This is a genomic window from Mesorhizobium sp. M0522 (assembly GCF_040321085.1).
GTDB lineage: Bacteria > Pseudomonadota > Alphaproteobacteria > Rhizobiales > Rhizobiaceae > Mesorhizobium.
The window spans coordinates 35,401-59,322 of sequence record NZ_JAMYQW010000013.1; the positions used below are offsets into that span (position 1 = coordinate 35,401).

Here is a 23,922-nt window from a genome sequence, read left to right on the forward strand (position 1 = left end):
TGAGCGGAGGCGGACATGCAAGCGGAGGCGGACATGCTCGATCATGAATCGGTTCAAGCTGTCGGCGACGGCGAGTGGTCGGTTCGCGCTTCCCACTTCGTGCCGACGAGTTCATCCACGCAGACCAGCAATGCAGACCAATGTCCTTGCCGGGCGTCAATTCGGACCGATCCTCTCCTCTCTCACCACGCGGGCAGGCTCGACATCGTTGGGATTGCACGCTCCCGGCAAGCTCTCGCAGCTCGGCGACACGGTTGGGACCGACGAACCGGCCGGCTCTCTTGGCTCGCTTTCGCCTATGATGATGTTGACGAGGTCGCCTGGCTTTAACAGGGTCATCCCAACGGTCTCGATGCTGACCGGCCCGGCAGCCGATTGCCGCACGATTTGATAAGTTGCGCTGTTTGCGTCCTTCGCAAACTGGGCGCGGGTCACCGGCAACGTGTACAGGACGCCTTCGCTGGCGTTCAACTCGCGCTGATTGGCCGCGATCTGACTCTCCATGGTCTCGATCTCGACCTCCAGATCGATCCTGAGGTCGGCCCTGGTCCGCAACACCTCAGACTCCAGCGAAGCGAGGCGCTGCTTGGCGGCCGCGTACTGGTTGAGGGCGTCCTGCCGGCGCTGTTCCGCGTCGGACAATTCGCCCTGGACTTGATCCATCACGGTCATGCTGACAACTTTGCGGTCCACGAGCGTGCGCATGCTGTTGACGCGCTCCTGGCGCAGCTTGATGAGTTCGTTGAGCGACTCCATGCGCCCATACGCGACAACGTCCTGCTTGGCCGCGTCCAGCGCACGCAGGGTCGCGCGCTCACGATCCTTGCGGGCCGTGGCGACGGCCTTGCGCCGGTCGCTCTGCTCGTTGACGAGTTTGGCAGCTTCGGTCGCGCCGGCCAGCTCCAGCAACTGGCGCGGGATTGTGGGTCTCGTACCGTCGCGCTCGGCCTTCAGCACGGCCGCGCGCGCGAGCAACTTCAACATGGCGTCGATTGCCCCGCTCCGCTTCTGGATCTCGCGTACGGCTTCGATCTTCTGCCACGGCTCGCCCTCGGCCCGGTCCAGTCCGCCTGCTAGCGCGATCGCGTGCAGGACGGTCATGCCGGCCGCGTACTTGAACGAGCCTGGATTCTTGACCGGCCCCAGCACGTAGATGGGCGGGCGTTCCAGCGGCAGGACGTTGACCAGTCCCTCGCGGCCCAGCAGTTGATTGAAGGTTTCCACCAGGTCGGCCTGTACCTGGTGCGTAGACCTGTTGGCGACCGGAATGGAGCCAAGCAAGGGCACGGAAATCGTGCCGTCCTCCTGGATAATATATTCGCCGCTCAGTTCCGGACGCTGCAGGATGCCGCGCAAGGCCGAGGGCGCGCGCCCCCACTTGTCTTCCTCGACCTCGACGCGCTCGTAGAACGCGACCTTGAGGCGATCGCCGACGCCAAACAGGTATCCGGTTGGCACGCTTGGTGCCTTGCTGCGGGTTTTGGGGAGTTCGGCATTGGTTTCGACACTCCGTTCGACTGACGCCACGCCCGCCGCATTTGGTCCTGACGCGATCGCACGGGAGGGTTCGGCCATGGCTTGAACCGGTTGTTCTTGCCAGCCATTGATGACAGCAGATACCTTCTGCATCACGGCTCCCGCGGCTCCGGAGACATCCTCGGCCTTCTGCATCACGGCTCCGGAAACATCGTCGGCCGTCTCCATCATGGCCCCGGAGACATCCTCGACCCTCTGCACAACGGTTGCGGAGACTTCCTCGACCTTCTGCGCCGCGGCTGCGGAGGCAGCCTCGACGTTTTGTACCACGGCTGCGGAGGCAGCCTCGACCTTCTGCGCCACGGCTGCGGAGGCCGCCTCGACGTTTTGTATCACGGCTGCGGAGGCATCTTCGACCTTCTGTCTCACGGGCTGCATCACGGGTCGGGAGACTTCCTTGACCTGTGCCACGGCTCTGGAAACAATCTCTAGTGCCCCTAAGTTTTTGGCCGCGGCCCCGCCCAAGGCGGCGACCCCGGAGAGCCCGAAGACAAGCAGGATGGCCTTCAATCCCCTGCGCTGGGCCGCCTGTGACGAGGGAGCGACGGGCTCGCAATTGAATTCTGTATTAACGGCCATGGCGTGTGGCTTTCTCTTTCGATGGTGGCCATCCCGCCCGATGCGTCCGATCCGGTCGAGCAAGGCTCGACCGGATCGTGACCCTTCACCGCCGGCAGCACAACTGTCCCTTTGTGGGCACTCCATTCGGATAAAGGAGAATCTGGGGCAAACTCGTCCAACCGGATTGCTGCGCTCCAGGAGAGCTTCCTCGATTGTGACAGGACAAACGCGATCGAACGAAACGGGGGGGCCGGAAACTTGGTTTGCCGACGTGCGTCTCTGTGGCTCCGACATGCATTGGCAGGATAGCTGGGCCGTTTCCCACTATGTTGTCCGGGCCCAGAAGAACGACGCGACGAAGCCGTCAGTCTTGGCAATCCTATCGGGTAATCATAGCGAAACTGGCCGCATCGCGTTTCTTTCGTCGGCTCTCACGTCTGGCTAGAATTCCGGCCCCGACAAAGCAAGATCCCTTGCAGCGTTACCCGGCCGCGGCAGGCATTGCCTCAGCTGCTGAAGCTCGGCGTGTGCGTGTGCTCAGATCAGCGTGCCCGCGTCAGTGTCGGCTTCACCCGGCCCTGCGCGACATCCGCGAGTGGTCGATTGCCGCGGGGCGGCTCGCCTGAGCCCGCCGCTCGCCGCATAAACCGCGACGCTCTCCCGCCAGATCGGGGGCACCACCACGCCCACCGGAAAACAAGCCCTGGCAATCCTCACGGCCGCGCAGTCCTTTGCTACGATGGCCGCCTCCCTGAGCTGCTGAAACCAAGAGCTCGTGCCCTTGACCAAAAGCCCCAGGTTGAAGAATTCGGATACGCCTCGATGATGCTGCCCTACGCCTAAAGATGGTATTTGGGTGTAAGGGTTTCCGAGCGTAACATTAAGAACACAAGAAACTATGCGGCTGGCGCTTTGGAGCATCCCAATCGACATGTGTATCCCAATCGCGCCGAGCGAGAGCGATGATGACAAGAAAATCTTTCATAACGGTGCTTGTCGAGCCGAGCGAGTTGCTTCGAGAAGCGCTTAGTCGAACCCTGAATGCGGCAAATTTTCGTATTCTTTTCTCCGCGGCGACTGTTCACGATCTTCTGCAGAAGCCGCTACCCCAGCACCGTTCCATCTTGCTCATCATAGATGTCGGCGATACTGACGCGGATGCTGAGTTCGCACAAATTGCAGACTTTAAGGCGATCTACCCGACCAGCCATGTCGTTGCGCTAGCCGATCACTGTCGAACGACCAATATAATCTCAGCTTTTCGTGCCGGGGCTAACGGGTATCTGACAAAGGTCGCTGCTTACGACACGTTCATTAAAGCTCTCGAATTGGTTACGCTAGGGCAAATCGTGTTGCCTACGGAAACTTCGATGGTAATTGAAGATATCAGACAAGGGTTGAGAAATGATGCTGTAGCTGCTGAGTTACCGAGCGCTGCAGTTAAAGTGGAGATTGAAGGTGAAGAACTAGTGATTTTGTCAAATCGGGAGAAGTCCATTCTGCGTCGCTTGATCGGAGGGGAATCCAACAAAGTCATCGCGCGCGAGATTAATATCGCCGAGGCTACAGTGAAGGTACACGTCAAGGCCATCCTTCGAAAGATTCGGGTTCGCAACCGAACACAGGCCGCAGTTTGGGCAATGAAGCATGGTATGGTTACTCCAGCGTCTGGCGACGGCCCGACGGGGAACGACACGATAGAACCTCAGTCAGCTCACCATCCGCATGACCTGCCTGAAGCACAAAACGGATACCTCTTTCTCGATGATGATCATCCAATATGACCTGCGATAGATCTTCGTTCGGGCTGGCGCATCCATGTGCCAGACTTCGTTGCCGATCAACAAGGCATAGGGCTCAAATCGTTCCCGGGCTGGGCGAAGGAGCGCGGTGGAGACCGCACGCATCATGCGGACGGCGCCGATGTGACCACGACCCGGCCCTTTGTATTGGCGGCGGTCGTCTCAGATCCGGTTTCGTTACGCGTTGTCGCCTGTACTCAATAGCGTCGATTGCCGAATTAGATCGCCTCAAACGGCTCGAACTCACTGCGTGATTTGACAACAAATTGCAAAGCTCACGGATTTTATTGCCATTTTGAATCTGAGGAATTCATCAAAATGGGCGAAGCGAAGACTGTTTCTGGATTGTCATTCAGCGAAGTCCGGATCGGAACGGTTGAAGGCGGAGAATCCGGGGTGCTGGTGTGGAAACGCGACCAATTGGTGGCGGTCCTTACCCAAATCGACGAGGAAGCATATTCCACGAAAGGCAAATGGTTCCTCGAAACGGGATTCGGGCTGCTGAGCGGGCAGCACAAGAATTTCGATACGATCGAGGAGGCCATAGGATGGGTAGGAAGCCACACCTTCCCCGAGCCTGCTTAGACAGCCGATTAGCCGCCGATTCCGCCCTTCGACTTTCACAATACATGTTTGATAGGGCAAATAGCCGAACATGGCCACAGGATTCACCCAAGGTGGGCAGTGTTATGCTTGGGCTCACTCTTCAGGCAGAGTTCCTTCTGAGAGAAGATCGTTGACCTTGCAGGCGACTTCCGTGCGGTTGGTCGCCTTTAGCTTCTTCATGATATTGCGGATGTGGACCTTCACCGTGCTTTCGCGCAAATTCAGTTCGTAGGCGATGATCTTGTTCGCCTTGCCGCGCCGGAGCGCTAGCGCAACCTCGGCCTGCCTAAGCGTGAAAATGCCCGCCAAAGGCTCCGTGTCGCGGCGGCCCGACTCTATCAGGTGCCGCATAGCAAGGACACTGCTCGCCGGCACGAAGATGCCTCCCGCTGCCGCGAGGTTGATTGCCTCGACACAGACATCGATTCCAACAGAGGTCGGAATGTAGCCGCGTGCACCGCATTCGAGAGCGGTCAGTATCTGGGCAAGGTCTTCTGTCTCGGCCAGGACGACCACAGGGACCGATTTGAACTCGGATGAAATGTGCCTGATCTCGTCAGCGAGGCCATAATCTGTAACCTTCCGACTGCCAAGGTTGAAGAGTATGGCTGCAAGGGGAGGGGCAGAGCTCTTTCCGACGCGCCATTCCTCGACGGAACGCCACGCGGTGACATCCATACCGAGTTCGTGGTCCACGAGAGCCGATGCGAGACACTCGCGGTCTAGTGCCCTTCCGTCCAGAATGAGGAGGCATTCCCTGCCTGTCTGCCCGCGGACGGTTTCCGTTCCACCGGACGGGACTCCGGATCGATTTGCCGAAGTGTAATTGTGCAGTCCTGCTGTGGAGCCCATATCAATACCCGCTCTTCCACACAAGCCGCCTTGCGCCGGCCGATATGGTTTCCGCATTCTCTGGCATTGAAAAACTTGGTATTGCGCCTTGTGAAACGTCGAGGCTCGATTACTCCATTTGCGTCCTGTTTAGTTCCCGACCCAGCAGACACCCAACTTGGGTAAGTGTAGGGTTTATTTATAAGCAGTCTCTAACATAGGTTGCTTTTTTCATAATTTTCAGGGAACCGACGCCAACCCGGACCAAAAGGGCTGCAATCCGCCTGAAGACGCATGCACAGGACCACTTGGCCATCTCACCTAGCAGGCAGCCGAATGTTGATCGGCTGGTACCTGCGGCGATTCCCGTGGTAGACCAGAACTCCTGAAGGTGCCGTTGACATGGTTAGCGCACAGCGCTGATAGCCATGGCTCAACAATTTAGCTTGAGCCCCACCCCAGGATCTGCCGCAGTAAAAGGGGCTCCGCGCATATTTCAGCAACACACCGGCCTCGGTGCGACAGGCCGAGTTGCCGCCCGTCATGATAATCTCTTCAAGAGAGATAGCCGCTACCTGAGATACTCGCTGTCGAATCCGGCTGTTTCGACCAGCTTCTTGCGATTGATCACTTCTACATGGCCTGACTTGAAAGAGACGAGATCGGCCTTGCGGAGCTCCCTTAACGTTCGGTTGACGTGAACCGTGGTCATGCCGAGTATGTCGGCCAGTTCATGCTGGGCAAGAGGACACTCATACCTTCCATGCGCCGACAGCCCAACCCTGGAGAGCCTCACCTCCAACTCTAGCAGGAAGTGGGCGGTACGCCTCATCGCGTTCCGCCGCCCGGTATTCATGAGATGTTCGGCAAGGATGGCGTTCAGGCGCGCCAGGGAGCAGGCGATCTTCTTCCCGATTCGGCCTTCCGACAGGATGGCCTCGACCAGTTCCTTACTGGAAATTTCATAAACAGCTAGTTCGGTTATGGACGCCAGCGACGCAAGACGGGGTCCGTCCAAGCCACGGAAACCGACGACATCCCCCTTGAGGGGAGTGTCTATGATCTGCCGCTCTCCGTCCGGCAGTGCCTGATAAAGTATGCCCCAGCCCGATTTTACAATGAATATCTCACTGTTGTCGTCCTCCTGGCGGCATATCACCGAATGGGGTTTATAGATTTTTGCGGTAACACCGAGAAAATTGTTGTTTCCCCACTCATTCTTCGACAACGTCCCCCCTATGGGATGAGAGCACATGAACTGCAATAGTGTCTGCATGGAGGATCGCAAGTTTGCTTCCGTTTCCGCAAGACTGACAATAGTATCCCCCGTATAGAATCGACAGAACGACCTCTTACCCTAACGGCGGGTTGGCCTACTGTCCTCGTCTGTTTGAATGAGGTAACTGCCTCTAACTTAGAGTGTTCGGGGGCGGTCAAGTCTCCGGGTAAGGCCGGACAACATGCTCCGAAATGCCAATCACTTGCGGCGCAGCAGTGCGGCTTGATTGTGCAACGCAAAGGCTGATCCGATTTGTCCCGCGATGCGGTATGTGACAATTAGAGATCAAGCAAAACGTCGCCTTGCGGCCGGCTGCAGCACGCCAGGACGTAGCCTGCCGATTTGTCCTCCAAGGTCAGCCCGCCTACGTCATCCATGACGACTTCGCCGGACAGCTTGGCGATCCGACAGGTCCCGCAAACTCCCTGCTGGCAAGCGGTCGGGACGTAGACGCCACATTGGCGCGCCGCTTCGAGCAAGGTCTCTCCGGGCGCGCAGTCATGCGCAATGCCAGACCTGACGAAGCGGACCGAAGACGAAACCTTTGAAGCCGGTACCGAACGCGAACTGTTGCCGCCTCCGAAGCTCTCCTCATGATACTGTGAACGGGCGAGGCCGATTGCCTCCAGGCAGCCGCGTGCCGTCTTCATGTAGGATTCCGGCCCACAAGCGAAAATGGTGCGGCTATGGAGATCGGGAACCAGGTTCAGGAGCATTTGACTGCCAATGCGTCCAGTTGGACCCCTCCATGCCGCGTCTTCCTGACTGCAAATGCAAGTCACTTTAACATTGGGAAAGCGAGCGGCAAGTGCGTCCAGTTCAAGCCGAAAGATGATGTCTTCCGGCGTTCTCGCACTGTGAATGAAGCGGATATCCTGGTCGGCTGCGCGGTCGGTAAATGCGCGCAGCATCGACATGACGGGAGTTATCCCGCTGCCACCTGAAAGGAAGAGGGACTTTGCATGCGGCAGATCGTCGAGATTGAACGAGCCGAGCGGCCCTTCGATCTCGATCCCGTCGCCCGGCATCAAATTGTCATGCAGCCAATTCGAAACGAGCCCGCCCGGCGTCCGTTTCACGGTGATCTGTAGGTCGAGCGGTCGCGTCGGCGGTGACGAAACGGAGTAGGAGCGCGTCACCGCGGCACCGTTGATCCTAAGGTGCACCAGAACATACTGGCCAGCGCTGAAGCAGAACATCCGATCTGAAGTGGGTGTGAGAACGAATGTTTTCACATCGTGCGTTTCGTCGATCACGCGCCGGCAGAGCACAAGCTGCGATGTGGTCTGTGCCCACTGCCGATGACGCTTTGTTGGGACGAAGCCGGAGGCTGCAAAGGCCGCGTATGCATTCATCAGTCAACTCGGGTTTGAAGTCGAGCCAAGATGCCACTTCAAACCCCGCTGAACAGCCGCGCAATCCTGCCTTTATGATCGGTAATTTCGATTAGACTTCCAGTGACATTACAGCAACCTGGAGAGCTCGGATGCCTTTGCGAATAATTGGTTCATGTTTGCGGCGCGCGAGTATCGCGGTGTGGACTGGCTGGTGCAGCGTCGGCGCTCCCTCGACGAGAAACGATGGGAGCTCGGCCGTGAACCGGCGCGCATCGTCGCTACGCATATAGCAGGTGCCGCCCGTTCGTCGGAGCATGATCTCCGCCAGAGTTTCCGATCCCGTCGAAAGCCGACAGATCGCCAACTCGGCCAGCAGCTCTGCGTGCGTCTTTTCCAGCACGGCGGTGTAGCCCGGGCGAATGTAGGTTTCAGGGTCGACGTCGGACAGCGTTCTGGCAGCCGTCGAAACCATCACATATTCCTCGACCATCAGATGCTCGTAGGCGATCTCAGGCAGGTAACGAGGCGCATAAAGCACGGCGATATCAAGATTTCCCATGCTTAGGTCGCTGACCATCTGGTTCGAATAATCCGACTCGACATGGATCGAGGATTTGGGAAGCGCCTGGCACAGTGTCTCGACCCATCCCGGCAGGACCGAACGGGTCATGCCTACTTGAGCGGCGATGCGCAAGGTGCCCTCGAAACGGTTGAACGCTCGCACGTCGTGGCGAGCTTGCGACCACGTCGACAGCAGGGATCTGGCGTACGCTTCGAACCGCCGCCCTGCGGCTGTCGGCTCAGCACCGGCACGCCCGCGCTGAAAGAGCTCCGACCCGATCGCACTCTCCAGATTCTTGATGCGGGTGCTGATCGTCGACTGGGTCAATCCCAACCGATCGGCGGTGCGATTGAAGTTTCGCGACTCGATAATGTCGAGAAAGGTTTCGATGTGATCTAGCTGCACATGACCTCCGATCGAAAAAGTCGATCATATTGGGCCGGATCATAAGCTTGATCAAACAATACTCAAGGCGGAAGCTGCACACGGTGAAATCGGCCGGCAGATCGACCAGGCTGAAGCTACGGAGCTGAGCAACGTGTTCATAGTCGACTGCGATTGTCACAATTACTGGTCAAGCGCGACCGTATTGGAGCCTTACCTTTCCGGCCTATGGAAGGACATGTTCGTCGAAGGCGAGAAGACAGGTCCCGTTGGCGCCTTCCCGCATGGCCATCGTCCCTGGTTTCATCCGCAGGACTTCTCCCGCAAGGACGTCCGTCCGAAAACAGAAGCCGACAACTATCTCATCATGAAGGAAAAACACCTCGACAAGTACAAGGTCGATGTGGCGATCCTGACCGGCGACGAGCCGATCGAGGCTTCCACCCTCGCCAATCCCTATTATGCCAGCGCCCTCGTCAGCGCCTACAATGACTATCAGATCGACCACTGGCTGCCGAAGGACGATCGCTTCATGGGCTCGATCATCGTCGCGCCACAGGATCCGAAGCTCGCGGCCGCCGAGATACGCCGTCTGGGCAATCACCCGCGCATGGTTCAGGTTCTCGCTTCGCAAGGCTCCGTCAAGCCCTATGGCGATCCGTTTTACCATCCAATTTATGAGGCTTGCGCCGAGGTGGGGCTGCCCTTTGCCATTCATCTGGGCGGCCATGGCGGCGTGAATTCGACCGCGATTGCTCCGGCCCCGACGACATTCTTCTGGGAGACCCATGCCATCCTGCACATGTCGGCGATTTCACATGTCGCAAGCATGATTGCGCATGGCGTCTTCGAGAAATGGCCGGATCTCTACTTCGTAGTCATCGAGTGCGGCGTCGCCTGGGTGCCGTCGGTATTATGGCGCCTGGACGCCGATTACAAAGCTCTACGCAAAGAGACGCCATGGCTGAAGATGCTGCCGTCCGAATACTGCCGGCGCAACATCCGCTTTTCCACGCAGCCGCTGGAGCAGCCCGCAAATATTCAGCATCTCTGGTCCACTCTCGAGGCGATGGACGGCGAAAATACGCTGATGTTTGCCTCCGATTATCCGCATTGGGATTACGACGACGCCAACACGCTGCAAATCCCTCCCGCCTGGAAGAGCAAGATCATGGGGCTGAATGCGTTGGAGGTCTACAAACGCATCCCCCGCGCGCAAGCGGCGAATGCCGCCTGAGGAAGCAGACGATGCCTGAGAAGACATATATTTGCCGTGTCGACGAGATCGAAACCGGATCTCCCTTCATCACCAAGATCCGCAGCCTTTCGGTCGGGGTTTTCCGCATCGGAGATTCATTCCACGCGCTGCTGAATGTTTGTCCGCACCGCGGCGCTCCGCTTTGCGAGGGGCCGCAATGCGGAACAACTGCACCGGTCGAAGGGGCGCAATTCATCTATCACCGCGAAAACGAGATCGTGCGCTGCGCCTGGCATGGCTGGGAATTCGACATCAAATCAGGCGCGGCCCTGGTCGATCCGTCCGTTCGCGCGCGCACATTTCCAGTCACCGTCGAGGCGGGCAGCATCTATGTGACAGCCTGATCGAGGTGCGGATTTGAGCGGTCAGAAGAAAGGGTGATCGCGGCTGACGAGCAGATTTCTTCACAGGTGCTTGACGAACAATAACGCGGAAAATCCGCAATGGGAGAGTCAAATGTCAGAATCTGAATACAAGCTTGGTATCGCTCAAAGCCAGACTGGCCGCGGCAAGATTTCCCGTCGCGACTTCATTCATCTTGGGCTGGCCGCTGGGCTGACGCTTACCGCTGCGGACAAGCTCTTCGTCAGCACGGCCCGGGCCGAACCGCTGCAGGGCGGCTTCGCCAAGCTCGGCATGGCACATGGGGCAACAACGGATTCGATCGATCCGGCCGGCTACCCGGACACATTCACACAAACCGTGTTCTCGGGCTCGATGTCCAACAGCCTCACCGAGGTCGACGCCAAAGGCAACGTCCAGCCGGACCTTGCCGAGAGCTTTGAATCGTCGGATGGCGCCAAAACCTGGGTCTTCAAGCTGCGCAAGGGCGCAACCTTCCACAACGGCAAGAATGTGACGGCGGACGACGTCGTGACTTCGCTGCGCTACCATATGGGCGACGAAACCAAATCGGCGGCGAAGCCGCTGCTTGAACCGGTCGCCAGCATCAAGGCGGACGGCCCGGAGACGGTTGTCTTCACGTTGAAGAGCGGCAATGCCGACTTCCCCTACATCATGAGTGACTACCATCTGGTCATCATGCCGGCCAAGGACGGCAAGGCGGATTGGGGATCGGGCGTTCGCACCGGTGCTTTCGTGCTTGAGAACTTCCAGCCCGGAGTTTCGGCCAAGCTCAAGCGCAATCCGAACTACTTCAAAAATGGCAAACCCTATCTCGACGAGGTGGAGTTCATCGCCATCACCGATCTCGCCGCTCGCATGGCCGCATTATCGACAGGGGAGGTGGACTATATTGGCCGCGCCGACCTCAAGACCCTCGGCATGTTGAAACGCAATCCCAAGGTGGAGATCGTCGAGGTCACCGGCTATGGCCACTATACCTTGCCGATGAATGTCACGATGGCGCCGTTCGACAATCCGGACGTCCGAATGGCTTTGAAATGGGCGATCAATCGTCAGGAGATCGTCGACAAGATCTTTCTCGGCCACGCCACCGTGGCCAACGACAACCCGATCGCGCCGGCAATCAAATTCGCCACGAATCCGCAGCCGCAACACAGTTTCGATCCGGAGAAAGCCAAGCATTATCTGAAAAAGGCCGGAATGGAAAAACTGAAGGTGGATCTCTCGGTCGCCGATGCCGCTTTTGCAGGCGCTGTGGACGCGGCTGCGCTCATCCGCGAAACGGCAGCCCAGTGCGGCATCGACGTAAACGTCGTGCGTGAGGCCGAGGACGCCTATTGGGACAATGTCTGGCTCAAGAAACCTTGGTGCGCTTCCTATTGGAGCGGTCGCGCGACCGCCGACTGGATGTTCACACAAGCCTTCGCCGCGGACTCCAGCTGGAACGAGTCGTTCTGGAAAAATCCTCGCTTCAACGAGTTGCTTGTCCAGGCGCGCGCCGAGACGGACGATGCCAAGCGGTCGGCAATGTATGCCGAGATGCAGCAACTGACCCATGATGATGGCGGCAGCATCGTGCTGGTCTTCAACAATTTCGTCAGCGCCAAATCCAATAAGCTCGCACATGGCGAGGTGGCGCCGAACTGGGAGAACGATGGACTGAAGATGGCCGAACGCTGGTGGATCGCCACTGCGTGAGAGTGCGGGCCGGACCCGCGATGGTTGCGAGGGTCCGGTTGGCCCCGGTGTGCCCTGCCGGATGTGGCAGGGCAGCGGCCGCAACGGGAAACGCGTGCAAATGAACCCCGTCGCAAGAACGGTTCTGCAGCGCCTTGGCCTCGGCCTGGTCACGCTGTTCATCGTGTCCATCATCATCTTTTCTGCGATTGCAATGCTTCCGGGCGACTTCGCCAAGGCGATGCTCGGGCAATCCGCCACACCCGAAACGGTCGCCGCCTTCCAGCGAGAAATTGGCATCGACCGTCCGCCTGTCGAGCGCTACTTCGTCTGGGTCGGGCAGATGCTCCACGGGGATTTCGGCTCTTCGTTCGCGAGCCGCACCGGGTATCGGCGCACTGTCGCCGAGATCATCGCGCCGCGCCTCTACAATACGATGTTCCTCGCATCGATGACCGCGCTGATCGCAGTTCCGCTGGCCCTGGGACTTGGCATCCTCGCTGCGCTCTACCGCAATGGCTGGTTCGACCGGCTGGTGAACGCAGTGACGCTGACAACCATTTCGTTCCCGGAGTTTTTCGTCGCCTATATGCTAGCCTACCTGGTCATCTCGCGCGACACGTTCATCGGATCCGAGTTCGCACAATCCCTGCCGCACTGGCTCGCAGTGTCACTGAACTGGATGCTCAACGCAGTTCCCAAGTTCCCGACATTGTCGAATGTGAACGACCAGACGCCATTCTGGGAGCATGTCTGGAGAGTAGCCTTGCCGGCAATCACACTTACGCTCGTCATCGTCGCCCACATGATGCGCATGACACGAGCCGCGATCATCAACATGCTGGCAAGCCCCTATATCGACATGGCGCGGCTGAAGGGAATGTCGCCCATGGCCATCGTACTCAGGCATGCGTTGCCCAACGCCTGGGCTCCGATCGTCACGGTGGTAGCGTTCAATCTCGCTTATCTGGTCGTCGGAGTGGTCGTGGTCGAAGTGGTGTTCGTCTATCCCGGCATTGGTCAGCTGATGGTTGATGCGGTCAAATCCAGGGATGTTCCGGTTGTCCAGGCCTGCGCCCTGATTTTCGCGGCGACCTACATCCTGCTCAATCTGACCGCCGACATCATTTCGATCGCCACCAATCCAAGGCTCTTGCATCCACGATGACCAGCTACGAACCCATCGCTCAGGTTCACAGGCTGAGGCGCTCGCGCGCCACCCGGGCCAAAACGGCGCTGAAGAAGGCACCCTTCAGTGCCTGGTTCGGCATCCTCGTCATCATCGGCTATGTCATCGTTGCGGTGTTCGCGCACTGGATCGCCCCATACGGCGAAACGCAGGTCTTCAGCGAAGCCTTCGCACCGTGGAGCCAGCAGTTCAAACTGGGAACCGACCAGCTCGGCCGCGATATGCTCACACGCTTGATTTACGGTGCGCGCAACACCATCGGTATCGCCGTCGCGACCACACTGCTGTCCTTCGCAGTCGGCGTCTCGCTAGGTCTTCTAGCCGCATTGTACAGAGGATGGCTCGACCAGATACTGTCGCGTGCGGTTGACGTGTTGATGTCGATCCCAAGCCTGATCTTCGCCCTGGTGCTGCTTTCGATCTTCGGGTCGTCGATCACCAGCCTGATAATCATAATTGCGCTGCTCGATTCTACCCGTGTCTTTCGGCTCGCACGCGCCGTCGGGCTTAACGTGGCAGTGATGGAATATGTCGAAGTGGCGCGATTGCGCGGGGAAGGCCCGAAATGGATCATCGCCAAGGAAATCCTTCCCAACGTGATGCCGCCGCTGGTCGCGGAGTTCGGCTTGCGATTTTGCTTCGTATTCCTCACGATCGCGGCACTGTCCTTCTTGGGCGTCGGCATTCAGCCGCCGACCGCCGATTGGGGATCGATGGTGCGCGAGAATGCAACCCTGATCACCTACGGCGATGTCACGCCGCTGCTGCCGGCCGGCGCGATTGCCCTCCTCACGGTATCCGTGAATTTCGTCGTGGACTGGTTCCTGCACGCAACAAGCGGGTTGCGGGATGAAAGGTAGCGGTCCGGCCTCGCGCGAAAAAGGCAAGGATCTACTGCAGATCCGCAATCTCCATGTGGAGGGCTTCTCGGACGAGCGATGGCATCCCATTGTCCGCGGGGTCGATCTGGCGCTGAAGCGGGGGGAGGTTCTTGGCCTGATCGGCGAGTCAGGCGCCGGCAAATCCACCATTGGCCTCGCCGCGATGGGTTACGCCAAGCCGGGCTGCCGTATTACACAGGGCTCGATCCTGTTCGACGGGATCGATCTTCTGGCACTCAGCGAAACAGGGCGGCGTCGCCTCAGAGGCTCCCGTATCGCCTATGTCGCACAAAGCGCCGCGGCCTCTTTCAATCCGGCCCACCGGCTCCTCGATCAGACTGTCGAAACTGTGGTGGCGCATGGGATTGCCAGCCGAGAGAAAGCGAACCGGAGTGCCGTCGATCTTTATCGGCGTCTTCAGCTTCCAGACCCGGAGACCATCGGCTTTCGCTATCCTCATCAGGTTTCCGGCGGACAGTTGCAACGGGCAATGACCGCTATGGCGATGGCCTGTCGTCCGGACCTCATCGTCTTCGACGAGCCAACGACGGCGCTCGATGTGACGACGCAGGTCGAAGTTCTCGCCTCCATTCGCAATGTCGTGGAGGAATTCAACACGGCTGCAATTTATGTGACGCATGATCTGGCGGTGGTGGCGCAAATGGCGGACCGCATCATGGTTTTGCGCGATGGACTTACCGTGGAGGAGGCTGAAACACGCCAGATGCTCGCCTCGCCCAGCCAGGAATATACCAAAACGCTCTGGGCCGTGCGCAAGCTCGCCAAGCCCGAAGTTCCGGCCGATGAATATCTGCTTACGATAGACAACGTCACCGCGGCTTACGCGCGGAGGGTCAAGGTGCTCCAGGATGTCTCCATCAAAGTTCCACGTGGACGAACAGTGGCTGTGGTCGGCGAATCCGGTTCCGGGAAATCGACGCTCGCTCGCGTCGTTACCGGCCTGTTGCCGCCGCTTTCGGGGTCGATTTCCTTTGCCGGCCAGGCCCTTTCCAAGACCCTGGAGACCCGCCCAAAAGAGATTCTGCGTCGCATACAGATGATTTATCAAATGCCCGACAACGCGCTAAATCCGCGCCAGACGGTCGAAGAAGTCATAGCTCGGCCGCTTGAATTCTATCTTGGCCTCAAGGGAGCGCAGCGGGATCGGCGGATCGGCGAACTCATGCACATGGTCGAGATGAGCGAAACTTACTTGGATCGTCTGCCGGCCGAACTGTCGGGGGGCCAGAAGCAGCGCGTTTGCATCGCCCGGGCGTTGGCCGCCGATCCGGAACTCATCATCTGCGACGAAATCACATCCGCCCTCGACCAGATTGTGCAGGAGGAAATCCTGAAGCTCTTGATGCGGCTTCAGCGCGAGCTCGCCATGAGCTACATTTTCATCACCCATGACATTGCCACCGTGCGAGCGATCGCCGACGAAATTGTGGTCATGCACCAGGGGAAAGTCGTTGAGCAGGGATTGAAGAGCGAAATTCTCACGCCGCCGCATGCCCCCTATACTGAACGGCTTTTATCCTCCGTGCCGGAAATGGATCCGGATTGGCTGACAAGGCTGCTGGCCAGCCGGGGCTGAGGACGCATTGTTATTCAACGCGAATGAACGCCAAGCTGCGGATCGGGCGGCATGACAGGTCCACCGAAACGCCCTCATTGAATCGGCCTGCTCGGTCTTCCGCCGTGCCGCCTTGACGCTGACGGATGCGCGACCAGCGGACTTCCGCTTCGCTTCCACCAGCCGACAGGGCTAGACTGGCATAGAACGACAATCGCAGGATTTTGGCTTCAAGTGAGCCCGTGCCGGACGAGGTGGCGAACGACCGGGGAAAACATCTGCTGGCCGATATAAGACCCGATGTTCGCATCTTCGAAGATCGCTTGGGCGGTGACGGCATCCTCGACTATGGGGATACCTGCCTCGCGCGCTTGAGCCATCATATCTTCGGCCGCACGGCCCTGACCCTTGCCGACAATTGTCGGCACAGGCGTTTCGCCCTTGACGTAGCGCAACGCCACGGCGCGCTCGCCTGACACCAAGACGATGACCGCGTTTTTCACACCCAGCTTCGCAGGCTGCATCACTGCTTCGCGCCGCTGTCGCTGCTGTTCACGGCGGATCAACGGATCGCCTTCGAGATCCTTGTGTTCGCGCTTGTATTCGGTTGTCGTCATGCGCATGTCCCGTAGGAACAGCCAGCGCTGAATAGGAACATCGATCAAGCCGATGACGATAAAGGCCAGGGCGGCGGCAGTCCCGAGAGGTGTCATCACCGCCTTGATGATCGGCTCCAGGCATGTCTGACCACAGCCTGGCGCATCGAAGAGAGGCTGTAGCCAGGCGATCAGGATGAATACGAAAAGGCTTGCCAGGAACACCACCTTGACGAGGCCCTTGGCGAACTCGATGACATTGCGGAGCGACAGGATCTTCTGAAGGCCCTTCGCCGGGTTTATGCGATCGAACTGCGGCTTGAGCGGCTCGAACGAGAAGACCGGCCCGAACGTGGCCAGCATGCCGAAGGCTACGGTGAGAACCACAACGATGCCGACTAGCGGCAATGTGGCAAGCATCAGCAATGAGAACGAGTGGTGGATGGCCCGCAGGCTGACCTCCTCGAAAGAGCCGCCGGGCACCGTCACAGTCTGCACGAGTTCCGAAAGATATTTGAAGAGCAGCGGCCAGCAAAAATAGAGATAGCCAAGCGCTGCGAAAAGAGTGAAGCCGGATACCAGGTCGCGGCTTTGCGAAACCTGGCCCTTGCGGCGGGCGTCACGAAGCTTCTTGTCGGACGCCGGTAATTTCTTTTCCTCAGCTTCTTCGGCCATGTTGCAATCTTACCGCACTATCGTGGTTCCAGTCGGCCGATGCCCTGTGTAAGGTGGGACAGGCTTGAATACGGAGAGGTGGATTTGCGGTTGCGTGTCGTATTCATGCCAGTCGTCGTCGCGCTGGCGCTGAGCGGTTGCCAGACGACCCAAACCGGCTCCGTGCAGGCCAAGGCGCAGGGCCCATCGTCTCAATCCGAGCGCCTGATCAAGCTTGCCGATGATATTGATGCGCGCGGAGAAAGTGATACCGCCATCGCGCTCTACCAGCGCGCCGCAGCAATGCCGGGCGCTAAGGCGAGCGCGTTCGTCAAGACAGGCGACGCTTACATGCGGGCAGGCTATCCTGCCGATGCCGCCAAAGCTTATCGGGCCGCGCTCGCCAAAGCTCCCAATGACGGGGGAGCAATGCTTGGGCTTGGCTCGGCGATGATGGAGGTAGGCGATATCGATGCAGGCATGCGCGCGCTTGCGCAGGCAGCGCCGCTGGTCAACACCAGCGGCGCCTACAACCGATTGGGCGTTGCGCAGACTTTCGCCGGGCAGACAGGGCAGGCGCAGGAGACTTTCGCCCAGGCGTTGAGACTTGCGCCGGGCGATCTTGACGTCGAGACCAACATGGCATTGGCGGCAGCCCTCGAAGACAATTCCGCTGCGGCGCTGCCGCTGGTGCAGAAAATTGCCGCCGCTCCCAATGCGCAATTGCACCACAAGCGCAACATTGTGGTGGTGTACGGGCTTCTTGGCCAGGCCGACCAGGTCAAGGCCTCGCCGCCAATCGGGCTGACGACCAAGGAGGTGGCCACCCTGCTTGCCCGCGCAAGAACCATTCGGCTGAAGGGCAGCACTCAGGCCAAAGCGAAGGCGCTCGGCTCCATCCTCGGCTAGCGAATCGGGCCGGAGGGCCTGAAGCGATCTTCCGCGAAGCGCGACGCGTAGGGTGACACTACGCGGGCGAATACCGCGCCGGCTCACTCGACTGGGAGCGTTGTTTGCGGCACCGACGGCGCGCTGTTGGCGCCGCCTATCGGAGCCTCCTCGCCATCGAGGTAGCGACGGGCCGCGCGCGCGGTCGGTGCCGCCGCCGCCGGGCCCATGCGGCGGCCTTCTACGAGGTCACGCTGGCTTTCGGACATCCGCTGAAGATTGAAGGCATTGGCGCAACCGGGCGGCAGATGGGAGCCGACGCCGGAGACGATCGTCAGATTCGTCTTGGCAGCAGAGTTGTCGTCGTCGGCTGGCTCGGCCAGACAGGCATCGGGAGCAAGAACTGAGCCGCCGACACCTTTCTCGGAGCCGCCTGCATCCGTCGAAACATAGTTGTAGCCAGGCGAATAATCCTGCCGCTGTTGCGGGCTGCTCGCGCAGCCGGCCAGAACCAGCGCTGGAACAACGCAGAAAAATGCGATGGGGGATGTCATATCCGGTCCTCGTTACTTGATGATCAGACCCGTCGCCGATGCGTCATTGGCGTGCTTGCGGCTGCGGTGCTTGGCTGCCGGACGATCAAGCGGCGTGGCGAGGCTGTCGCGCACCGGTTCCACCAGATAGGGCGTAATCAAAATGACCAGTTCGGTCTCTTCGTGCTGGAAACGCTGTGATTGAAAAAGCGGGCCAAGCACCGGTACATCGCCCAGCACCGGAAACTTTTCCAGATTGCGCGAAGTCCGCTGCTGGAAAAGGCCGGCGATCGCAAATGTCTGACCGCTCGCCACTTCGACCGTGGTGTCGGCCTTGCGCACGACGAAACTCGGCATGGCGAAACCGTTGGCGCTTACGGATCCGGTCTCAGATAGAGAACTGACTTCCGGCTGGACATGGAGCGCGATGCGATTGCGGCCGATCAGCGTCGGGGTGAAGCCGAGGGATACGCCGAAGGGCTTGTATTGGACGGTGACGACGTCGGTTCCTTGCGGGATCGGAACCGGAATTTCGCCACCGGCGAGAAAGCTTGCCGTCTGACCGGTCATGGCCGTCAGGTTCGGTTCGGCCAGTATCTTGACGATGCCGTTGCGTTGCAGGGCCTCGATCAGAATGTCGAAGTTCAGGCCATGCGCCTGGTCCATGTTCAAACCGAAATTCCCGTTGCCCGAGGGCACACCGTTGTCCTGGAACATGTTGAATTCGAAGCCGCCGCTCCTGTAGCCGACGGACCAGTCGACGCCGTAGGACTGCAGTTCCGTGCGCGAGACCTCGGCGAAGCGAACCCGAATGTTGACTTGCTGTGAGCCCTGCACGGTCATGTTGTTCAGCGGCGGCTGTTCCGGTGGCGAGAAGGTCCGGGCGACATTGTCCAGATCCGTTGCCTCATCGACGCCTCGCGCCTCACCTGTTGCAACGATACGGGTCCCGAAAATGTGGAGATTTGTCGCCGAGCTCGGCTGCATTGCTTGCTTGGCCTCGGTAGCAGGCGTGACATCGGGGGTGACGCGGAACTGGGCCGTTGCCTCGATCCGTTCATCGGCCGTGATCGCAATGAGGTTGGTCAGGCCGGGTTTGAGGCCGAACACATAGACCATGCTCGGCGACACGACCTGAAGGTCCGCGATCGTGGTATCGGCAATCAGCACGGATTCGACCGGTTTATTGAACCGCAATAAGCGTCCTTGCCCGACCGGCAAGCCGACCGTTGGTTTGCTCGGCAACGCTGATATGTTCTGTGCCGTCGCATCGGCCAGTGTGAGCAACAACGCCAGCAGGGCGCCAATCGTCGCGATAGCGAGCCGGCCTAAATCTGCCCGCCGGGCGAAAGCGGCTGATCCTGCGCCTGCCGCGGTGTTGTGGATGGTCATGCCATTTCTCTCCTGAATCCCCAATGTCGTCCGTCCGGCTGGCGTCAGGAGGGCGCCTCCTGCGCGGCATTCGCCTGAGCCGACGGGAGCGAATGGGAGACGACGCGCGCGCCGGCTTTGCCGGAGCGGCCGGCGATCGTGGCCAGCGGCTGGACGTTGAATTCGTGTGCGAGTTCCTGGAAGGACAGGACCGGAAGCTCGATGGCATTGTGTGCCAGCAGGCTGCGCATGTGACGGCGCACATCCATCGCGGCGAGGACGACCGGTGAAACATCGGTGGCGTTCTGCGACCGGGCTCGCTCGATTTCGGTGACCAAAGCCTGCGCATCATCGTCCGACAGATTCAGGAAGGTGCCGGTCGATGTGCTTTGCACCGCGTTTCGCAGGATGTCTTCGGCCGACCGCTGCAACACATAGGCCGCGATGATGTTGTTGCGGCCGGCGAAGCGGAAGCTGATCTGGCGCTTCAAGGATGTGCGGACATGTTCCGTCAGCAAGAGGACGTCCTGTTCGCGTTGGCCCCATTCGATGAGTGCCTCGAGGATAAGGCGCAGATTGCGGATCGGGACGTTTTCCCCGACGAGCCGGCGGAGCACTTCCGCGATCTTCTGGAGCGGCACGGTCTCCTGCGCCTCCCTGACCAGATCCGCATAATCCGGTTCCATGTCCGAGAGCAGCCTGCGTGTCTCCTGAATCCCGACGAAATGGCCGGCATAAAGACGAAGTGCATGGCCGGTCCATTTGGCCGCTATTTGCACCGGCGTTGAGAAGACGAACCCGGCTCCCTTCAGTGCTGACAGGTAGCTGTCATCGGCCCATACGAATTTACGCAGACCGGCAATCGGAGAACCTTTTTCGTAAGGTATTTGGAGCAGATCGAGATGCGTCGTGTCCGCTTCGACAAGAACACGGTTGGCAGGAATTTCAGCATCCAGGATGGGCGCACCTTCCAGATCGACGCGGACGCTTCGTTGCGAAAGCATCTCGTCGACCTGCATGCCGATGGCCGGAACGTCGACACCGAGATCACCGAAGAGTTCACGGCGCACGCCGTCGGCGAGCGCGGCAAATTCGGGCTCCGGGACTAAGTGTGCGAGCTCGGTTCCGAAGCGCACGACCACGCGGTAGGATGGAGATAGTGTTGCGGTGGAGATTGCCGAAAGCGACGCGGAATTCCCCCGCTGTGCAGGCGAGGCGGTATGGCCGATGTCTTGAGGCTCGGAATCCTGGGCGGAGCGGCGATTGATTGCATAGGCGCCGGCGCCGCAGCAGCCACCAAGGACCAGGAACATGATGGAGGGGAAGCCTGGCACCATGGCAAGGCCGACCATGATCACGGCTGCGAGTGCGAGCGCGCGGGAGTCGCGGAGCAGTTGGCTGGTTATTTGCTGGCCAAGATCGCCCGTTCCGTCCGCGCTGCCGACGCGCGTCACCATTGTGCCGGCGGCCACAGCGACGAGCAATGCGGGTATCTGCGCCACCAGGCCATCACCCACGGTGAGCAACGTGTAGGTCGCCGCCGCGTCGCCGAGCGACATGTCGTGCTGCAGCGTGCCGACTGCGAAACCACCTATCAAGTTGACCAAAATGATCACAATGCCTGCAATCACGTCTCCCTTGACGAATTTCATGGCGCCGTCCATTGCGCCAAACAGCTGGCTCTCGCGCTCCAGCTGCTGGCGCAGATGGCGTGCCTCCGCCTGGTCGATGTCGCCGTTGCGCAGCTCGGCATCGATGCTCATCTGCTTGCCCGGCAGCGCATCGAGCGTGAAGCGCGCGGCCACCTCGGCGACGCGTTCGGCACCCCGCGCAACAACGATGAACTGCGCAACGGTGATGATCAGGAAGATGACGAGGCCCACGGCAATGCTGCCGCCAACGACGAAGGTGCCGAAGGCGGTAATGATCTCGCCTGCGTCGGCCTGGAGCAGGATCAGTCGCGTGGTCGTGATCGTGATCGCCAGCCGGAACAAAGTGGCGATGAGGATGACCGACGGCAGTGACGAAAACTGCAGTGGATGAGAGACGTAGAATGAGGCCAGCAGAATAAGCACGCTGATGGCGATGTTTGCAGTGATGAGACTGTCGACGAGAAACGTCGGCAATGGAATGAGCATCATTACCACCGCGACGAGCATCAGAATGGCAATGACCAGATCACTGCGGCGTGACAGCCTGGCAAGGAATTGCATCAGCCGTTCCGAGACGGTCATCCGACGCCTCGTTGCGACAGGAAGCTAAGCAAGGCACTGCGCGCCTCCGTCTTGCGCCCGGCCACGAGCAAGGCGCGGCTCTTCAGCAATGTAAGCACCGGGTGATCCATTCCTTCCAAGGTCTCCAGCCTGGCAATCGTGGCAAGCGCCTTTTCCGCCTCGCCATCGAGTATGAGAAGGTGCGCCAACGTTCTGAGGACGCCGGCATTTGCCGGCGAGAGCTGTGCAGCAATAAGCAGGTAGGCCGCGCCCCGCTTTGCCTGCCCGTGGCACCCGTAGAGATAGCCCAGGACATGCAAAAGATGCACGGTGTCACGCGGGTCGGTCAGAGTTCTATCCTTCCTGCATGCGACCAAGCAGATCGCGATGACGCTCGATTTCATCTTCCATCAGCGTTTTGGCGAGCGTCTTGAGTTGCTCCCCACCCTCAAGGGTTGGGACCAGGTGCATTACGAGGTGCTGGAGAATGGGCACGGAGCGCCGCAGGATAGCCGGTTCGGGAATATTGGGCATGACGAAATTGGCGAGTATCTCGTCGAGCGACTCGCCGGCCGCACCTTGAGAAGCCTGGAATTCCGCCGTTTCCGGCCTTTCTGCACCGGCGGCTGATTTCGTCCCCTGAGCACGGTTTGCTGCTTTGTCGACTCCATTCATCCGTCGCCGGCTGATGGCCTGGCCCCGCACACCTTCCGCCTGCCGCCCCTCGCGGCCCGACGTGTCAACCCGTGCCGTGTCGAATCGTGCCGCTTCAAGCCGCCGGTTCACGGATATTTCAGCGCGACCGTGGCGCCGCCCTTGGTCAGGAGAAGTTCGGTTTCGCCGATGTGTTTGACGGCCCAGCCGTCGTCGGTGAACGCACCTTCGTGATAGCGCGTGCCATCGGCTGCGATGACGTAGGGCCGCTCGCCATACCAGATCGCCTGCAGCCTCAGGCGCGGGGCCTGCTGCGCATTGCCAACCATGACGTTTGAGATGAGGGGAAGGTGAGCGCCGAACGACTGATCGAACCAGGATTGCGTTTGTGCCCAGACATCACTCTTGTCATTCGGGATCATACCCGAGACCACGAGGCGTCCCTCTGATTGCAGAACCGTTAATGTGCTTATGCCGAATTGCTCGAGGCGCAGCTTGAGCTGGCTTTCCGCTTCGGCGGCAGTGTGGATTTGCGCTGGCGATGAATCGTCCAGGATTTTTTCCCCTGCCTGGCCGGCGAAAGCCACTCTGACTGGTTGCCCGTCTTGAGAGGACGCCTTTGCGCCAATCTCTTGCTTGGCGAAAGAAAACCCGTTCGCGGCGATGGAAATTGCGAGAACCGCACAGAGAACGCTGCTCGCGACCAGCAGCGGGCGATTGGCAAAGGACCATCGATTGGGTACGCGTTGCAGGCTGACCAGCTTGATGCGCGCCTCGCCAACACTTATGGTGAGCGGCAGCCTGCAGCGGCTGCCATGTCCCTCATGGATGGTCTCGCCCGTGGCCAACGTGACATCGCCGCCGACGGCTTCGATTTCAACTTGGCTGCCCTTGCGCCGCAGCCTTGCGTGAATCGGTGCGATGCCGGCATCGCGCAGGACAATGTCCGACTCATTGCTGGAGCCGATCGTATATTGTGGCTCGACCAGACTGACTTCGGCGCCGGCGTGAAATCCGTGGGTCACGCTCAGCGCAATGGAATGTCCGGTGTCCGGGGAGGGGGCGATGATCGATCGGAGTTGGCGCGCCGGCGCTGCTGGTTCCAGATGTTTGCTGATAGGACGAGCGGTCATGCCACTTCATCTCCCGCCGATGACCATTTCAAATG

The 23,922-nt window shown here is 59.6% G+C and carries 21 protein-coding genes; 9 read left to right on the plus strand and 12 right to left on the minus strand.

All coding sequences use genetic code 11. The features are described 5' to 3' along the window. Positions 1-156: 156 nt before the first annotated feature. On the minus strand, positions 157-2,115 hold the full coding sequence (locus NKI58_RS16275) for a polysaccharide biosynthesis/export family protein (protein ID WP_352853559.1): 1,959 nt from the start codon (positions 2,113-2,115) through the stop codon (positions 157-159). A 947-nt stretch (positions 2,116-3,062) separates the two neighbouring features. Between NKI58_RS16275 and NKI58_RS16280 the strand changes: the two genes are divergently transcribed. Then, the gene (locus NKI58_RS16280; protein ID WP_352783155.1) at positions 3,063-3,881 is read left to right on the plus strand and encodes a LuxR C-terminal-related transcriptional regulator; all 819 of its coding nucleotides are present in this window, start codon (positions 3,063-3,065) and stop codon (positions 3,879-3,881) included. Between the two features lie 336 nt (positions 3,882-4,217). Continuing rightward, entirely contained in the window at positions 4,218-4,484 is a 267-nt protein-coding gene (locus tag NKI58_RS16285; protein WP_352623057.1) for a hypothetical protein, read from the plus strand. A gap of 114 nt (positions 4,485-4,598) precedes the next feature. On the opposite strand, the gene NKI58_RS16290 is transcribed toward NKI58_RS16285, so the two are convergent. The 4 genes from NKI58_RS16290 to NKI58_RS16305 all read right to left on the minus strand — a co-directional run bounded on the left by NKI58_RS16290 (position 4,599) and on the right by NKI58_RS16305 (position 8,919). Then, a complete protein-coding gene (locus tag NKI58_RS16290; protein ID WP_352623058.1) occupies positions 4,599-5,357 on the minus strand; it encodes a LuxR C-terminal-related transcriptional regulator in 759 nt (252 codons plus the stop codon). Positions 5,358-5,907: 550 nt separating this feature from the next. Further along, the gene (locus NKI58_RS16295) at positions 5,908-6,564 is read right to left on the minus strand and encodes a Crp/Fnr family transcriptional regulator (RefSeq protein WP_352623059.1); all 657 of its coding nucleotides are present in this window, start codon (positions 6,562-6,564) and stop codon (positions 5,908-5,910) included. A 329-nt stretch (positions 6,565-6,893) separates the two neighbouring features. After that, positions 6,894-7,970 carry an FAD-binding oxidoreductase gene (locus tag NKI58_RS16300; RefSeq protein ID WP_352826706.1) on the minus strand — a complete coding sequence of 359 codons (1,077 nt, stop codon included), beginning with the start codon at positions 7,968-7,970 and terminating at the stop codon, positions 6,894-6,896. Positions 7,971-8,061: 91 nt separating this feature from the next. After that, positions 8,062-8,919: a LysR family transcriptional regulator gene (locus NKI58_RS16305; protein ID WP_292653663.1), complete on the minus strand. Its 858-nt coding sequence runs from the start codon at positions 8,917-8,919 to the stop codon at positions 8,062-8,064. Positions 8,920-9,052: 133 nt separating this feature from the next. Here NKI58_RS16305 and NKI58_RS16310 point away from each other — a divergent pair, with 133 nt between their 5' ends. The 6 genes from NKI58_RS16310 (at position 9,053) to NKI58_RS16335 (ending at position 15,866) form a co-directional block, all read left to right on the plus strand. Further along, positions 9,053-10,135, plus strand: coding sequence for an amidohydrolase family protein (locus tag NKI58_RS16310; protein ID WP_352591395.1), 1,083 nt, complete (start codon positions 9,053-9,055; stop codon positions 10,133-10,135). An 11-nt stretch (positions 10,136-10,146) separates the two neighbouring features. Further along, complete coding sequence (locus NKI58_RS16315) at positions 10,147-10,500, plus strand: Rieske (2Fe-2S) protein (RefSeq protein WP_352591398.1); 354 nt, start codon at positions 10,147-10,149, stop codon at positions 10,498-10,500. Between the two features lie 112 nt (positions 10,501-10,612). Beyond that, positions 10,613-12,220 (plus strand): ABC transporter substrate-binding protein, encoded by a 1,608-nt coding sequence (locus NKI58_RS16320; protein ID WP_352705996.1) that lies wholly within the window; start codon positions 10,613-10,615, stop codon positions 12,218-12,220. A 100-nt stretch (positions 12,221-12,320) separates the two neighbouring features. Beyond that, positions 12,321-13,367, plus strand: a complete 1,047-nt coding sequence (locus NKI58_RS16325) for an ABC transporter permease (protein WP_352705994.1) — start codon at positions 12,321-12,323, stop codon at positions 13,365-13,367. Next, a complete protein-coding gene (locus NKI58_RS16330; RefSeq protein ID WP_352449149.1) occupies positions 13,364-14,248 on the plus strand; it encodes an ABC transporter permease in 885 nt (294 codons plus the stop codon). Before NKI58_RS16325 ends, NKI58_RS16330 begins: the two co-directional genes overlap by 4 nt. Beyond that, the gene (locus tag NKI58_RS16335; protein ID WP_352706033.1) at positions 14,238-15,866 is read left to right on the plus strand and encodes an ABC transporter ATP-binding protein; all 1,629 of its coding nucleotides are present in this window, start codon (positions 14,238-14,240) and stop codon (positions 15,864-15,866) included. The genes NKI58_RS16330 and NKI58_RS16335 overlap by 11 nt, the downstream gene beginning before the upstream one ends. Before the next feature lie 209 nt (positions 15,867-16,075). Here NKI58_RS16335 and NKI58_RS16340 read toward each other — a convergent pair whose 3' ends face one another. Continuing rightward, positions 16,076-17,116: an EscU/YscU/HrcU family type III secretion system export apparatus switch protein gene (locus NKI58_RS16340; protein WP_352705991.1), complete on the minus strand. Its 1,041-nt coding sequence runs from the start codon at positions 17,114-17,116 to the stop codon at positions 16,076-16,078. Between the two features lie 78 nt (positions 17,117-17,194). On the opposite strand from NKI58_RS16340, the gene NKI58_RS16345 reads away from it, so the two are divergent. Continuing rightward, positions 17,195-18,004: a tetratricopeptide repeat protein gene (locus NKI58_RS16345; protein ID WP_352591417.1), complete on the plus strand. Its 810-nt coding sequence runs from the start codon at positions 17,195-17,197 to the stop codon at positions 18,002-18,004. 83 nt (positions 18,005-18,087) lie between these two features. On the opposite strand, the gene NKI58_RS16350 is transcribed toward NKI58_RS16345, so the two are convergent. The 6 genes from NKI58_RS16350 to NKI58_RS16375 are packed head-to-tail and all read right to left on the minus strand — an operon-like array spanning position 18,088 to position 23,887. Then, on the minus strand, positions 18,088-18,537 hold the full coding sequence (locus NKI58_RS16350; protein ID WP_352449145.1) for a hypothetical protein: 450 nt from the start codon (positions 18,535-18,537) through the stop codon (positions 18,088-18,090). A gap of 12 nt (positions 18,538-18,549) precedes the next feature. Then, positions 18,550-19,908, minus strand: a complete 1,359-nt coding sequence (locus NKI58_RS16355; protein WP_352853560.1) for a type II and III secretion system protein family protein — start codon at positions 19,906-19,908, stop codon at positions 18,550-18,552. A gap of 44 nt (positions 19,909-19,952) precedes the next feature. Further along, a complete protein-coding gene (gene sctV / locus NKI58_RS16360; RefSeq protein WP_352623067.1) occupies positions 19,953-22,121 on the minus strand; it encodes a type III secretion system export apparatus subunit SctV in 2,169 nt (722 codons plus the stop codon). After that, on the minus strand, positions 22,118-22,504 hold the full coding sequence (locus NKI58_RS16365; RefSeq protein ID WP_352591426.1) for a tetratricopeptide repeat protein: 387 nt from the start codon (positions 22,502-22,504) through the stop codon (positions 22,118-22,120). The genes sctV and NKI58_RS16365 overlap by 4 nt, the downstream gene beginning before the upstream one ends. Next, positions 22,455-22,886: a hypothetical protein gene (locus tag NKI58_RS16370; RefSeq protein WP_352591429.1), complete on the minus strand. Its 432-nt coding sequence runs from the start codon at positions 22,884-22,886 to the stop codon at positions 22,455-22,457. The genes NKI58_RS16365 and NKI58_RS16370 overlap by 50 nt, the downstream gene beginning before the upstream one ends. Continuing rightward, on the minus strand, positions 22,883-23,887 hold the full coding sequence (locus tag NKI58_RS16375) for a SctD/MshK family protein (RefSeq protein ID WP_352591432.1): 1,005 nt from the start codon (positions 23,885-23,887) through the stop codon (positions 22,883-22,885). Before NKI58_RS16375 ends, NKI58_RS16370 begins: the two co-directional genes overlap by 4 nt. Between the last annotated feature and the right edge of the window lie 35 nt (positions 23,888-23,922).

Coding starts and splice junctions, on each gene's coding strand:
- NKI58_RS16275 (WP_352853559.1), bottom strand. CDS start 2,115: ATGGCCGTTAATACAGAATTCAATTGCGAGCCCGTCGCTCCCTCGTCA.
- NKI58_RS16280 (WP_352783155.1), top strand. CDS start 3,063: ATGACAAGAAAATCTTTCATAACGGTGCTTGTCGAGCCGAGCGAGTTG.
- NKI58_RS16285 (WP_352623057.1), top strand. CDS start 4,218: ATGGGCGAAGCGAAGACTGTTTCTGGATTGTCATTCAGCGAAGTCCGG.
- NKI58_RS16290 (WP_352623058.1), bottom strand. CDS start 5,357: ATGGGCTCCACAGCAGGACTGCACAATTACACTTCGGCAAATCGATCC.
- NKI58_RS16300 (WP_352826706.1), bottom strand. CDS start 7,970: ATGAATGCATACGCGGCCTTTGCAGCCTCCGGCTTCGTCCCAACAAAG.
- NKI58_RS16315 (WP_352591398.1), top strand. CDS start 10,147: ATGCCTGAGAAGACATATATTTGCCGTGTCGACGAGATCGAAACCGGA.
- NKI58_RS16320 (WP_352705996.1), top strand. CDS start 10,613: ATGTCAGAATCTGAATACAAGCTTGGTATCGCTCAAAGCCAGACTGGC.
- NKI58_RS16325 (WP_352705994.1), top strand. CDS start 12,321: ATGAACCCCGTCGCAAGAACGGTTCTGCAGCGCCTTGGCCTCGGCCTG.
- NKI58_RS16330 (WP_352449149.1), top strand. CDS start 13,364: ATGACCAGCTACGAACCCATCGCTCAGGTTCACAGGCTGAGGCGCTCG.
- NKI58_RS16335 (WP_352706033.1), top strand. CDS start 14,238: ATGAAAGGTAGCGGTCCGGCCTCGCGCGAAAAAGGCAAGGATCTACTG.
- NKI58_RS16340 (WP_352705991.1), bottom strand. CDS start 17,116: ATGGCCGAAGAAGCTGAGGAAAAGAAATTACCGGCGTCCGACAAGAAG.
- NKI58_RS16350 (WP_352449145.1), bottom strand. CDS start 18,537: ATGACATCCCCCATCGCATTTTTCTGCGTTGTTCCAGCGCTGGTTCTG.
- NKI58_RS16355 (WP_352853560.1), bottom strand. CDS start 19,908: ATGACCATCCACAACACCGCGGCAGGCGCAGGATCAGCCGCTTTCGCC.
- sctV (WP_352623067.1), bottom strand. CDS start 22,121: ATGACCGTCTCGGAACGGCTGATGCAATTCCTTGCCAGGCTGTCACGC.
- NKI58_RS16365 (WP_352591426.1), bottom strand. CDS start 22,504: ATGAAATCGAGCGTCATCGCGATCTGCTTGGTCGCATGCAGGAAGGAT.
- NKI58_RS16375 (WP_352591432.1), bottom strand. CDS start 23,887: ATGACCGCTCGTCCTATCAGCAAACATCTGGAACCAGCAGCGCCGGCG.